Annotated in this window: 12 protein-coding genes; 7 read left to right on the top strand and 5 right to left on the bottom strand. The window is 63.6% G+C overall.

Going from position 1 to position 12,055, the window contains the following annotated elements; translation table 11 throughout:
* Window positions 1–104 precede the first annotated feature (104 nt).
* The 6 genes from M8744_RS11110 (at window position 105) to M8744_RS11085 (ending at window position 6,415) form a co-directional block, all read left to right on the top strand.
* Window positions 105–974: a 5-bromo-4-chloroindolyl phosphate hydrolysis family protein gene (locus tag M8744_RS11110; RefSeq protein ID WP_251415598.1), complete on the top strand. Its 870-nt coding sequence runs from the start codon at window positions 105–107 to the stop codon at window positions 972–974.
* A 27-nt stretch (window positions 975–1,001) separates the two neighbouring features.
* Window positions 1,002–2,201, top strand: a complete 1,200-nt coding sequence (locus M8744_RS11105) for a toxic anion resistance protein (protein WP_251415595.1) — start codon at window positions 1,002–1,004, stop codon at window positions 2,199–2,201.
* Window positions 2,202–2,207: 6 nt separating this feature from the next.
* On the top strand, window positions 2,208–3,161 hold the full coding sequence (locus tag M8744_RS11100) for a DUF2927 domain-containing protein (protein WP_251415592.1): 954 nt from the start codon (window positions 2,208–2,210) through the stop codon (window positions 3,159–3,161).
* Between the two features lie 41 nt (window positions 3,162–3,202).
* Entirely contained in the window at window positions 3,203–4,315 is a 1,113-nt protein-coding gene (locus M8744_RS11095) for an SPFH domain-containing protein (RefSeq protein ID WP_251415590.1), read from the top strand.
* 189 nt (window positions 4,316–4,504) lie between these two features.
* A complete protein-coding gene (locus M8744_RS11090; protein WP_251415586.1) occupies window positions 4,505–5,623 on the top strand; it encodes a TFIIB-type zinc finger domain-containing protein in 1,119 nt (372 codons plus the stop codon).
* A gap of 114 nt (window positions 5,624–5,737) precedes the next feature.
* The gene (locus M8744_RS11085) at window positions 5,738–6,415 is read left to right on the top strand and encodes a nitroreductase (RefSeq protein ID WP_251415583.1); all 678 of its coding nucleotides are present in this window, start codon (window positions 5,738–5,740) and stop codon (window positions 6,413–6,415) included.
* Between the two features lie 136 nt (window positions 6,416–6,551).
* Here M8744_RS11085 and M8744_RS11080 read toward each other — a convergent pair whose 3' ends face one another.
* The 3 genes from M8744_RS11080 to M8744_RS11070 form a co-directional block, all read right to left on the bottom strand.
* Window positions 6,552–6,968: an Hsp20/alpha crystallin family protein gene (locus M8744_RS11080; protein WP_251415580.1), complete on the bottom strand. Its 417-nt coding sequence runs from the start codon at window positions 6,966–6,968 to the stop codon at window positions 6,552–6,554.
* 74 nt (window positions 6,969–7,042) lie between these two features.
* Window positions 7,043–8,188, bottom strand: coding sequence for an alpha-D-ribose 1-methylphosphonate 5-triphosphate diphosphatase (locus M8744_RS11075; RefSeq protein ID WP_251415577.1), 1,146 nt, complete (start codon window positions 8,186–8,188; stop codon window positions 7,043–7,045).
* Window positions 8,185–8,916, bottom strand: a complete 732-nt coding sequence (locus M8744_RS11070) for an alpha/beta hydrolase (protein ID WP_251415574.1) — start codon at window positions 8,914–8,916, stop codon at window positions 8,185–8,187. Before M8744_RS11070 ends, M8744_RS11075 begins: the two co-directional genes overlap by 4 nt.
* A 61-nt stretch (window positions 8,917–8,977) precedes the next feature.
* Between M8744_RS11070 and M8744_RS11065 the strand changes: the two genes are divergently transcribed.
* The gene (locus M8744_RS11065; RefSeq protein ID WP_251415571.1) at window positions 8,978–9,421 is read left to right on the top strand and encodes an NUDIX domain-containing protein; all 444 of its coding nucleotides are present in this window, start codon (window positions 8,978–8,980) and stop codon (window positions 9,419–9,421) included.
* Here the strand turns inward: M8744_RS11065 and M8744_RS11060 are convergent.
* Window positions 9,418–10,278: a DMT family transporter gene (locus M8744_RS11060; RefSeq protein ID WP_251415568.1), complete on the bottom strand. Its 861-nt coding sequence runs from the start codon at window positions 10,276–10,278 to the stop codon at window positions 9,418–9,420. The two genes, M8744_RS11065 and M8744_RS11060, sit on opposite strands and share 4 nt — an antisense overlap.
* Window positions 10,279–10,381: 103 nt before the next feature.
* Entirely contained in the window at window positions 10,382–12,025 is a 1,644-nt protein-coding gene (gene groL / locus M8744_RS11055) for a chaperonin GroEL (RefSeq protein WP_251415565.1), read from the bottom strand.
* Window positions 12,026–12,055 lie beyond the last annotated feature (30 nt).

The raw sequence follows: 12,055 nt of genomic DNA, 5'->3' as shown, positions 1-12,055 counted from the left end.
CGCCAAAGGGGGGCGCATGTCCGACACCGGGTTGCAGAAGCTTTCATATGTTCTGCTTGTCATATTGATCCTCTATGCCGCCCTTGCAGGAGGCGCCTGAGTTCATGGCACAACGGTTTGGTGGAAAATACAGCCCCGACGGCACCCCGAACGCACCGGGCAATTATCGCGGCTCCAACCCGACACGTGCAGGCGCGCGAGTGAACATGATGTTCATCGTGCCGTTGCCGCTGATCTGGACGGCCTTCACCTCGCCACCCGTGCAAATGGCGCAATACCTTGGTGCGCTGGCGCTGCTGCTGCTGGCGGCTTGGATGACGCGCGAGGGAATCCTGGCGCAAGAGGCCTATGATGCACGCAAGGTCGCGCGCCGCCCCGGCGCGCCGCGCAAGCTGTTTGGTTCGGCCCTAACAGGGCTGGGGCTGGGGCTGGCCGGAATCGCGGGTTTCGGCGTGATCGAAGCGATTATCTTTGCCCTGCTCGGCGCGGGGTTGCACGCGTTCTCGTTCGGGCTAGACCCGATGCGCGACAAGGGCATGGATGGCATCGACCAGTTCCAGACCGACCGCGTGGCCCGCGCCGTGGACGAGGCGGAAAAACACCTTGCCGCGATGACGGATGCCGCGAAGCGCGCAGGCGACCGCGGTGTCGCCGACCGCGTGGCGCGTTTCCAGGCCGTGGTGCGCGACATGCTGCGCACTGTCGAGGATGACCCCCGTGATCTGACTGCCGCGCGCAAATACATGTCCGTCTATCTGATGGGCGCGCGCGACGCGACGATGAAGTTTGCCGATATCTACGCGCGCAACCAAAGCACGCAGGCGAAATCTGATTACTTGATGCTGCTGACCGACCTCGAAGAACAGTTCGGCGCGAAGACCAAAAGGCTGCTGCTTGACGATCACAGCGATCTGACCGTGGAAATCGAGGTTCTGCGCGATCGTCTACAGCGCGAAGGAATGCGGTCAGATTGACCGCCAGCAACACGTGAGGGAAAGCCCATGTCTACCGAAACACAACAAAAAGCCGAGGAAACGCTGACGATGGTCGACGAGGTCAACGCCGTCATACTGCCAGATCCCGGCCAGGCCGATGAAATCGTGCCGCTCGCCAAGGCGGACGCCCAGCAAAGCGCCGAAATCCGCCAGCGGATGGGCGAGATCGACATGGCCGACACCAATTCGATCGTCGCCTTCGGCTCGGCCGCGCAGGCAGAGTTGCAGGAAATCAGCCAATCCATGCTGCAAGGGGTGCGCAACAAGGATGTGGGCCCCGCCGGCGACAGTTTGCGCGGTATCGTCACCACGATCCGCGGTTTTTCCGTCAGTGAGTTGGACGTGCGTCGCGAACGTTCGTGGTGGGAAAAGCTGCTGGGCCGTGCCGCGCCCTTTGCCAAGTTCACCGCGCGCTTCGAAGAAGTGCAGGGCCAGATCGACCGCATCACCGAAGACTTGCTCAAGCACGAACACACGTTGCTGAAAGACATAAAGTCGCTCGATATGCTCTATGAAAAAACGCTTGCCTTCTATGACGAGCTTGCGCTTTACATCGCGGCAGGCGAGGCCAAGCTGGCCGAACTGGACGAAACCGACATACCCGCGAAAGAGGCCGAGGTGCAGGCCGCGCCCGAGGACGACCAGGTGATGAAGGCGCAGGAACTGCGCGACCTGCGCGCCGCCCGCGACGACCTGGAACGCCGGGTGCACGATCTGAAACTGACGCGCCAGGTGACCATGCAGTCGCTGCCCTCGATCCGGCTGGTGCAGGAAAACGACAAATCGCTTGTCACCAAGATCAACTCAACCCTGGTGAACACCGTGCCGCTGTGGGAAACCCAGCTGGCGCAGGCCGTCACGATCCAGCGCAGCGCCGAGGCCGCCGCAGCCGTGCGCGACGCCAACGACCTGACCAACGAGTTGTTGACGGCCAATGCCCAGAACCTGCGCGAAAGCAACCGCATGATCCGCCAGGAAATGGAGCGGGGTGTCTTCGACATCGAGGCGATCAAGCAGGCCAATGCCGACCTGATCGGCACGATCGAGGAATCGCTGCAGATCGCCGATGAAGGCAAGGCCCGCCGCGCCAAGGCCGAGGAAGAGTTGAAGAAGATGGAATCCGAGCTGCGCGATACGCTGGCCGCGGCCAGCTCGCGTCGCGATGGCGTGGGCGACAACGCCGGCACATCCGTGCCCGGGGCCTGATCCGTCATGCGGCAAGGTGTGCTGGCGACCATAGCTCTGGCCGGGGCCCTGGCCCTGGCCGGCTGTAATGACACGACACGGCAAACATCGGTCCGTCCGGAACTGCGGCCCGAGAAACGCGTTGCGGCACGCCCGCCCAGTGAAACGCAACCGTCGGCGGCCAGCAACGCGCTGACGCGTTATTACAGGAAGGTGCAGGCCGATCTGTTGGCACAGGGGTTGCTGCGCACCGATGGCGGTGGCGTCGACACGCCCTATGACGCCGAAACACTGATCCGCAATTTCGAGCGTCTGGCCTTCTACGACGAGTACGAACGCGGGCGCGGTCTGATGTCAGCCCGTAACACGCCCGGCCATTTACGCCGCTGGACCGAGCCCGTGCGCCTGACGGTCGAATTCGGCGCCAGCGTTCCGCCCAAGCAACGCAGGGCGGACCGTATGATGATAGAAGACTACGCCGGCCGTTTGTCGCGGATCACGGGCCACCCCATCAATGCCAGCTCAAACGGCAATTTCCATGTCCTGGTTTTGGGTGAGGATGACCGCCCCGCCGCCATGTCGCGCATCCGGCAACTGGTGCCCAACATCAATTCCACGTCAATGGGCGTGATCCGGAATATCCCCCGCTCGATCCATTGCCTCGTGGTCGCTTTCTCGGATGCCGACAACGATCACGTCTATCGCCGCGCCATTGCCATTGTGCGGGCTGAACACCCCGATCTTTTGCGCCGCTCCTGCGTGCACGAAGAGCTGGCACAGGGGTTGGGCCTGGCCAATGACAGCCCGCTTGCGCGGCCTTCGATCTTCAACGATGACGACGAATTCGCGCTGCTGACGACGCATGACGAGAAGCTTTTGAAAATGCTATACGATCCGCGCCTGTCACCCGGCATGACGCCGGAACAGGCGCGCCCGATCTTTTCCGCGCGTGCGCGCGCCCTGGCCGGCGGGCCATCGTAATCAGGCACGCCCGCCAGGGCGGCAAGAAAAGGACGACAAGAATGGGTATTCTGGATTTTCTCAGCGGTGAATTCATCGACGTCATCGAATGGACGGATGACAGCCGCGACACCATGGTCTGGCGGTTCGAGCGCGAGGGCCACGAAATCAAGTATGGCGCCAAGCTGACCGTGCGCGAGGGGCAGTCGGCGGTCTTTGTCCACGAGGGCCAGTTGGCCGACGTGTTCACACCCGGGCTGTACATGCTGGAAACCAACAACATGCCCGTCATGACCACGCTTCAGCATTGGCATCACGGGTTCAAATCGCCCTTCAAGTCGGAAATCTATTTCGTGAACACCACCCGGTTCACCGATCTGAAATGGGGCACCAAGAACCCGATCATGTGTCGCGACCCCGAATTCGGCCCGGTGCGTTTGCGCGCCTTCGGCACCTATGCCGTCAAGGTGAACGACCCGGCGCGCTTTCTCGTGGAAATCGTCGGCACCGACGGCGAATTCACGATGGATGAAATCAGCTACCAGATCCGCAACATCATCGTGCAGGAATTTTCGCGCGTGATCGCGGGCAGTGGTATTCCGGTGCTCGACATGGCCGCCAACACCCGCGAGCTGGGCAAGCTGGTCGCGACCGAGCTGTCCTCCAAGGTAGCCGAATACGGGCTGACCACGCCCGAATTCTATATCGAGAACATCAGCCTGCCGCCCGCCGTCGAACAGGCGCTGGACAAGCGCACCAGCATGGGGCTGGTGGGCGATCTGAACAAGTTCACCCAGTATTCCGCGGGCGAGGCAATGGCCCGCGGTGGCGAGGCAGGCGCCGGCATGGGTGCGGGCCTTGGCATGGGTATGGGTATGGCGATGGCCAACCAGATGGCGCAGCAGGGCCCCTGGGGTGCTGCCCCCGCACAGGCCGGCGCCCCCGCAGCCCCGCCGCCCCCGCCGGTAGAGCATGTCTGGCATATCGCCGTGAAAGGCGAGACAAAGGGCCCGTTCTCCAAGGCCGATATGGGCAAGATGGTCGGCCAGGGCGAGCTGACGCGCGACACCTATGTGTGGACACCCGGCCAGGATGGCTGGCTGCGGGCCGAGGACGTGGCCGAGCTGGCACAATTGTTCACCATCCTGCCACCGCCCCCGCCGCCCGGCGCATGACGCGAGTACTTGGTGCCACGCGCGCAGTCGGGGCTGCGGCGTGGCGGGCCTATCGTCACCGGGGATCATGGTGGCTTTTGCGGGCCCGGCCCTTTTCCACCGCGCCGCATCGTGCAATCCACCTCTTGCGGCACCTTGGGCCACAGCGCCCCACTCCCCCGCACGCGCGACACATATACCTTTAGGCTCATGACCGACACACCCGCCTCTGCCCCGCTCCAAGAGCACCGGTTTCCATGCGACCAATGCGGCGCCGACCTTCGGTTTGATCCGGCTGCCGGACGGCTGGTCTGCGACCATTGCGGCGCCAGCCAGGAAGTCACCAACCACGGCCCGTGGCGGGGCGGCATCCGCGAGCTGGATTTTCAAAAGGCGATCGACGAACAACTGCCCGCCCAGGAGATCGAGGAAACCCGTGTCACCACCTGTCCAAACTGCGCGGCCCAGGTCGAGTTTTCGGAAACCGTCCATGCCAAGGAATGTCCGTTCTGCGCGACCCCCGTTGTCACCGATACCGGCACGCACAGGCATATCAAACCGCGCGGTGTTCTGCCCTTTGCACTGGACGAACGGGCAGCGCATGATGCAATGAAAACCTGGCTGGGCGGCCTGTGGTTCGCGCCGAACGGTTTACAGCAATACGCGCGCAAGGGCCGAAAGATGAATGGCATCTACGTGCCTTACTGGACGTTCGATGCCCAGACCCGCAGCCGCTATCGTGGCGAACGCGGCACGATCTATTACGAAACCCGCCATATCACCGTGAACGGCAAGCGCCAGGCACAACGCGTGATGAAAATCCGATGGTCACCCGCCTCGGGCCGGGTACAGCGGTTTTTCGACGATGTTCTGGTGTTGGCCTCGCGCAGCCTGCCCAAACGCTTTACCGACGCGCTCGAACCCTGGGATTTGGCGGCGCTGGAACCCTATCATCCCGAATTCCTTGCAGGTTTCCGCGCCGAAGGCTACGCCGTGGGCGTTGAAGAAGGCTATGGCGAAGCGCGCCGGACCATGCATCGCGTGATCGAACGCGATGTTCGTTTCGACATCGGCGGCGATCGCCAGCGCGTGCACGATATCGACACCGATGTCAGTGACGTGACGTTCAAACATATCCTGCTGCCGGTGTGGCTGGCCGCCTACAAGTATCGCGGCACCACCTATCGCTTCGTCGTGAATGGCCGCACTGGCCGGGTGCAGGGCGAACGGCCCTGGTCGACGTGGAAAATCGCGGTCGCCGTGTTGGCCGGGCTGATCCTGGCCGGGGCGGTGGGCTATCTCGTGGCGTTGAACCAGGGGGCGCTGTAATGCGATGCGTCCGCTTTGGCAGGCTCCCCCGGCAGGGCCGCGCCATCCCGAACGGGCTGGCCTAAGTCCTCCACGCTTCCCATCGCCCAAACCCACCACCGCAAAGGAAACCATATGACCGCAGCTCACGCCACGCTTCTCGACCTGCTGAGCCAGCGCCACAGTTGCCGCGGCTTTCGCCCGGACCCGCTGCCGGCGGACACGATCACCCGCATCGTTGAAACCGCCCAGCGAGTGCCGAGCTGGTGCAACGCCCAACCGTGGCAAGTCAGCGTGACCCAACCACCTGCCACCAAAAGACTCAGCACCGCATTGCTTGAGGCAGTGGAACACGAGGCGCCAAAGCCCGATCTCGACTGGCCCAGCCAATACACCGGCATCTACCAGGAACGTCGCCGCACCTGCGGTTTTCAGCTTTACGAGGCAGTGGGGATCGCGCGTGACGACCGTGCCGGGCGCACGCAACAGATGCTTGAGAATTACCGTTTCTTCAACGCACCCCACGTCGCGATCATCTCGTCCGAGGCCGATCTTGGCGCCTATGGCGCGATGGACAGCGGCGGCTTCGTCGCGGCCTTTACCCTTGCCGCGCAGGCCCTTGGCGTAGCCACGATCCCACAAGCCGCCATCGCCGCATACGCCCCCACCGTTCGGGCCGTGCTCAACATTCCCGACACGCGCCTCATCCTGTGCGGCATCGCACTGGGTCTTGAAGACCCAGACCACCCGGCCAACACCTTTCGCACCGAGCGCGCCGACCCTGCGCAGGTTATCGATTGGGTTGAAAACTGATCATCGTCTTTCACACGAAAAGCCCGCTACGGGCCGCAGCGGGCAGAATCCCGTCCAGCAGCCGCAGGTAACGCACCCGCCCGCCTGCGGTTGCGGGGTGCGCGGGCGGGCGCGACCTCAGGCGGGCACCGCGATGTCAGGCGCGGTTGATCTTCACCTTGGTGGCCTTGCCGGCCGCGGGCGCCTTGCGCCCCACCTCGATCAGCAGAACGCCGTCTTTCAGTTGCGCGGCAACCTTGGCCTCATCCGCATCTGCAGGCAGGCGAAAACTGCGGCTGAAACTGCCATATTGCCGTTCGCTGAAATACCAGGTGTCGCCCTTTTCCTCGCGGCTGTCCGTCTTTTCGCCTTTCACGGTCACCATCCCGTCATGCACCGATAGGTCGATATCGTCCTCGCCGACGCCCGGCAATTCCATCGTGATGCGATAGATGTTGCCATCGGTCGAGGCATCCGACGCCGGCGACAGCCACTCGGCCAGCTTGTGGCCCATCTGCCGAAGCGGATCGTAAATCGCGGGCCAAAGGCCCCCGGACTGATTCTTTTCAACCATTCCAAAGCCTCCTTTCTGCTTTCACCTAATGCGGGAATCATAGCTTCATGCAGCGCAACGCACATTGACCAGGGTCAATATCGCGCCGCCAAAAGCGCCGCCGCGCCCGCGCCATTGGCGTGGGTGATTCGCCCGCCCGCCATGGTCAGGCAGACGCGCCCGGCCCTGTCCAGCACCACCAGGTCGGCACGCAGCCCGAGCGCGATCCGGCCCCGGTCGGGCAGCCCAAGCAACCGCGCGGGCCCGTCCGATACCAACGCCCAAGCGCGTTCAAGGCCGATCTCGACTGCCATGATCTGCGCCGCCCGTAGCGGCGCGGGGTAAAAGTAATCCGATGCCAACGCATCGCACAGGCCAAGACCGATCAAGTGGCGGGCCGACACCTTGCCGGCATGGCTGTTGCCGCGCATCACGTTGGGCCCACCCAAAACGATACCGTCATCGCCCGCCCGTGCGGCATGCGCGGCCTCTTCGGTTTCGGGAAACTCCGACAGGGTCACCCCCCGTGCACGCCACCACTCGCGCGTTTCGGGAAGGGCGTCATCATGGCTGCCCAAAATCACCCCGGCCGCACCCAGCCGCGCCGCCAGCGCGGCCACGGCATCCGGCACCTCGGCGCCGCGTGCGTGCAGGCCCTGCATCATGGCCAGATGCGCATCGGGGTTACGCCCCGATTTCAGCGCCTGGCCAGTCAGGCGCGGCGGCCGCTTGCCCTTGTTCAACGCGTCATGCGGCAGATGGTCGTTGAACACCACCTGCCCCACGCCAAAGCGCGCGACGGTTTCGTGCAGCGCGGTGTAATCGTCCAGCATATGGGTCTCGAACCGCAACTGCGCGCGCATATCGGTGCCAAACCCCTGATATGCGTTCAACGCCTCCAGGAAACGAAGGGCGAAATCAGGGCTGCGCAACCCGCCTTCCCAACTCCAGAATTGCGCCAGCATGGCGGTCGTGATGCCATTGGCGGCCAGTTCGGCCTCGACCGCGGCCAGCCCGACGCCCATGTCGGTCATCGCCCCCCGGCGCGGGGCCAGGTGACGCTCGAACCCATCGCCGTGGATATCTACCATGCCGGGTAGAACCGTGCAGCCGGGCATGTTGACAACGGCGCCCTCGCCCCGGTCGGCGATCACGCCGTCGGCAACCCCGACAGGCGCATCGCTCATCCCGTCCGGGCGCAGCACCTGCGCCCCGGTGATGGTCAGGTGCGGCGCGCTCATTCCTGCCGCCCCATGTACTCGACCGCGGCGGCAAGCGTCATGTCCGGGTCAAATGCCCCTTGTTCAAGGAAATACATCACCTGAGCGATAACCAGTGGGCTGTTCATCATGAATGTATGCGTCACCGGCAAGACCAGGTGGTCGGCCATGCCCGCCACCCGCGTCGACGAGACGCCCACCTTGCCATCGTCCGGCCCCTCGATCATCATCGAGAAGAACGGGTTGAGCGACCGATCCCCCGCGATCACGCCAAGGTCGAAATCCACCGGCGGCAGATGTGCCGGCATACCCTTTTCGTCGCTGCGCAATTGCTGGCCCGCCGGTCCGTTCATCCAGCCGAATGCCTCGATTTCACCCAACGCATCCACGATTTCAGACCCCTTGTTGGGCGGCGACAGCATCACAACGCGGCCCAGATTGTCCGGTCGGTTCCCGATCAGCCAATAACGCGTCAGGATACCGCCCATCGAATGGGTCACTATATGCACCCGGTCGTCACCGCATTGCGCCACCGCCTGCGGCAGGGTGTTGATCGCCAGGTTGGCAATCGTCTCTTCCGTCGACGGATAGCCGGGTGCAACCACCGTGTACCCACGCCGTGTCAGCGATTCCTCCATCAAAAGGAACGACGACTGCGTGCGTGCCAACCCATGCAGGAGAACGACGCACTCTCCCGCGGTGGCGGGCAATGGCATCAGCATCAACAAAAGGGTGGCGAGGCGTTTCATGCACTTGAGATAGCGGGCCATGCGTGCCTACAAAAGCCCTGTTCTTGCGAAAGGCGCTCATATGCCCCCGCCCCGCATCGCCGTACGCGCTGTGATACTCGACCAATCCGACCGGTTGCTACTGGTCAATGCCTGGCCAGATGGGCTGTCGGACCTGTGGTGCGTGCCCGGAGGGGGCGCGGAGCGGGGCAGTTCGCTGCCCGACAACCTGGTCCGCGAGGTGTACGAGGAAACCGGCCTGCGCATCGCCGTGGGCGCACCCTGCCTCGTGAACGAGTTTCATGACCCATCGGGCGATTTTCACCAGGTCGATATTTATTTTCGCTGCTCCGTTACAGGTGGGCAACTTGACGAGACCTGGAAAGACCCAGAGGGCATTGTGACGCAACGGCGCTTTTTCACGCGCGACGAAATGGCCGGTATCCGGTTCAAACCCGACAGCCTGCCCGAAGTCGCCTGGGGTGATGGGCTGCTTTACGATCCGCTGGAACCGATCCTGCGCTAGTGGCGCTGTCCCGGCGCGTGCGGGCTTTTCACCCGGCGCGCGCGCAAGCCCAACGCCACCCCGCCCAGAACCAGGGCCGCGGCAAGCGCAAAGCGCAGGCTCAATGGTTCCGACAGGAAAAGGCTGCCACCGGCCTGCGCAATCACCGGCACGGTAAGTTGCGCCAAGGCGGCCGTGCTGGCCGCGATGCGGGGCAATACCTGGTACCAAAGGGCGTAGCCTAGCCCCGACATGACGGCCCCCGACAGCACTGCAAGGATAAACCCACGCGATGTCATGCCATCCGGCCAGGCCAGGAACAGGGCGACGCCTGCGGGCACGGCCCAGACGAAGCTCCATGTCGTATCGACCAGCGGATCTGCCACGCCCTGCCCGCGCAACGAGTACATGCCCCAGCCAAGCCCCGCCGCCGCCATCATCGCCGTGCCCAGCGGGTCGGGCGCGGCCACGCCTTGCGGCCAGACCAGCACCGCCAGCCCCGCCATGGCCAACACCGCCCCGGCATAGCGCAGCGGCGCAACATATTCGCCGCGCATCAGCGCGCCCGCGAACATCACAAGTTGCACCACGCCGAACAAGACAAGGGCACCCAGCCCTGCATCAAGCCAGCGATAGGCCAGTGAAAACCCCACGACATACAGCGCCAGCATCGCCGCGCCGGCCGGGCGCCACCGGGGTTGCAGATGGCGCCTGTTGCGCCACCCCAAAAGGATCAGCAAGATCGCCGCGCCTGCCATCAGGCGCACCATTGCAAAACTTGACGGCCCCGCGTCACCCGCAGCCACCGCCACGCGAGTCAGCACCGAGTTTCCGGCAAAAGCCAGCATTGTCACGGATATCAGCAGGAAAAGACGCATACCCGCCGTTGTGACCACCCCGCGCGACAAAGGCAACGGCCAAAAGAAAGGGCCGCCCTCTGCAAGGGAGCGGCCCGAACTTTCACGCGATTGGCGCGGCTGATTACATCATGCCGCCCATGCCGCCCATGTCGGGCATGCCGCCACCGGCGCCTGCACCCTCTTTCTGGGGCAGGTCGGCAACCATCGCTTCGGTGGTGATCAGCAGACCGGCGATCGAGGCCGCATCTTCCAGCGCGGTGCGCACAACCTTGGCCGGGTCGATCACGCCGAACTTGAACATGTCGCCATATTCATCGGTCTGGGCGTTGTAGCCGAACTTCAGGTCGTCGCTTTCGCGGATCTTGCCCGCCACGACCGAGCCGTCCACACCGGCGTTCTCGGCGATCTGACGCAGCGGTGCTTCAAGCGCCTTGCGCACGATGGCGATGCCGGCGTTCTGGTCGCTGTTGGCACCAGTCAGGCCGTCGAGCGCCTTCGCACCCTGCACCAGCGCGACGCCGCCGCCGACCACGATGCCTTCCTGAACCGCGGCCCGGGTCGCATTCAGCGCGTCATCGACGCGGTCCTTGCGCTCTTTCACCTCGGTTTCGGTCATGCCGCCAACGCGGATGACGGCCACACCGCCGGCCAGCTTGGCCACGCGTTCCTGCAGCTTCTCACGGTCGTAGTCGCTGGTGGTTTCCTCGATCTGGGTACGAATCTGCGAAACGCGTGCCTCGATCTCGGACTTTTCGCCATGACCGTCGACGATGGTGGTTTCGTCCTTGGTGATGGTCACCGTCTTGGCGGTGCCCAGCATGTCCATGGTCACGTTTTCCAGCTTCATGCCAAGGTCTTCGCTGATGACCTGACCACCGGTCAGGATCGCGATGTCCTGCAGCATGGACTTGCGACGATCGCCAAAGCCCGGCGCCTTCACGGCGGCGATCTTCAGGCCACCGCGCAGCTTGTTGACCACCAGGGTTGCCAGGGCTTCGCCTTCGACGTCCTCGGCAATGATCAGCAGCGGCTTCTGCGACTGGATCACCTGCTCGAGCAGCGGCACGAGCGGCTGCAGCGACGAGAGTTTCTTCTCGTGCAGCAGGATCATGCAGTCATCCAGCTCGGCAATCATCTTGTCCGGGTTGGTGACGAAGTAGGGCGACAGGTAGCCACGGTCGAACTGCATACCTTCGACCACGTCGGTCTCGGTTTCCAGGCCCTTGTTTTCCTCGACGGTGATGACACCCTCGTTGCCGACCTTCTGCATCGCATCCGCGATCTGCTGGCCGATCTCGGCTTCGCCGTTGGCGGAAATGGTGCCGACCTGCGCAACTTCGGCGCTGTCGTTCACTTCGCGGGCGGCATTCTGGATGTGCTCGACCACTTTCGAGGTGGCCAGGTCGATCCCGCGCTTGAGGTCCATCGGGTTCATGCCGGCGGCAACCGCCTTCATGCCCTCTTTCACGATGGCCTGGGCCAGCACGGTCGCGGTTGTGGTGCCGTCGCCGGCTTCGTCATTGGTGCGGCTGGCGACTTCTTTCACCATCTGCGCGCCCATGTTCTCGAACTTGTCTTCCAGTTCGATTTCCTTGGCAACCGACACACCGTCTTTGGTGATGCGCGGCGAACCGAAGGATTTGTCGAGAACCACGTTACGGCCCTTGGGGCCCAGTGTCACCTTGACCGCATCGGCCAGGATGTTGACACCCTTGAGCATACGGTTGCGGGCATCGGTATTAAACTTGACGTCCTTGGCAGACATTTTTGTCTCTCCTGAACTTTATTTGGTTTG

It is taken from the genome of Lutimaribacter degradans, from assembly GCF_023703375.1.
Lineage (GTDB): Bacteria > Pseudomonadota > Alphaproteobacteria > Rhodobacterales > Rhodobacteraceae > Lutimaribacter > Lutimaribacter degradans.
This window is presented reverse-complemented; position numbering and strand designations above follow the sequence as displayed.

Excerpts from the sequence above, each read along its gene's own strand:
- M8744_RS11110 (WP_251415598.1), top strand. The coding sequence starts at position 105 with ATGGCACAACGGTTTGGTGGAAAATACAGCCCCGACGGCACCCCGAAC.
- M8744_RS11105 (WP_251415595.1), top strand. The coding sequence starts at position 1,002 with ATGTCTACCGAAACACAACAAAAAGCCGAGGAAACGCTGACGATGGTC.
- M8744_RS11100 (WP_251415592.1), top strand. The coding sequence starts at position 2,208 with ATGCGGCAAGGTGTGCTGGCGACCATAGCTCTGGCCGGGGCCCTGGCC.
- M8744_RS11095 (WP_251415590.1), top strand. The coding sequence starts at position 3,203 with ATGGGTATTCTGGATTTTCTCAGCGGTGAATTCATCGACGTCATCGAA.
- M8744_RS11090 (WP_251415586.1), top strand. The coding sequence starts at position 4,505 with ATGACCGACACACCCGCCTCTGCCCCGCTCCAAGAGCACCGGTTTCCA.
- M8744_RS11085 (WP_251415583.1), top strand. The coding sequence starts at position 5,738 with ATGACCGCAGCTCACGCCACGCTTCTCGACCTGCTGAGCCAGCGCCAC.
- M8744_RS11080 (WP_251415580.1), bottom strand. The coding sequence starts at position 6,968 with ATGGTTGAAAAGAATCAGTCCGGGGGCCTTTGGCCCGCGATTTACGAT.
- M8744_RS11075 (WP_251415577.1), bottom strand. The coding sequence starts at position 8,188 with ATGAGCGCGCCGCACCTGACCATCACCGGGGCGCAGGTGCTGCGCCCG.
- M8744_RS11070 (WP_251415574.1), bottom strand. The coding sequence starts at position 8,916 with ATGAAACGCCTCGCCACCCTTTTGTTGATGCTGATGCCATTGCCCGCC.
- M8744_RS11065 (WP_251415571.1), top strand. The coding sequence starts at position 8,978 with ATGCCCCCGCCCCGCATCGCCGTACGCGCTGTGATACTCGACCAATCC.
- M8744_RS11060 (WP_251415568.1), bottom strand. The coding sequence starts at position 10,278 with ATGCGTCTTTTCCTGCTGATATCCGTGACAATGCTGGCTTTTGCCGGA.
- groL (WP_251415565.1), bottom strand. The coding sequence starts at position 12,025 with ATGTCTGCCAAGGACGTCAAGTTTAATACCGATGCCCGCAACCGTATG.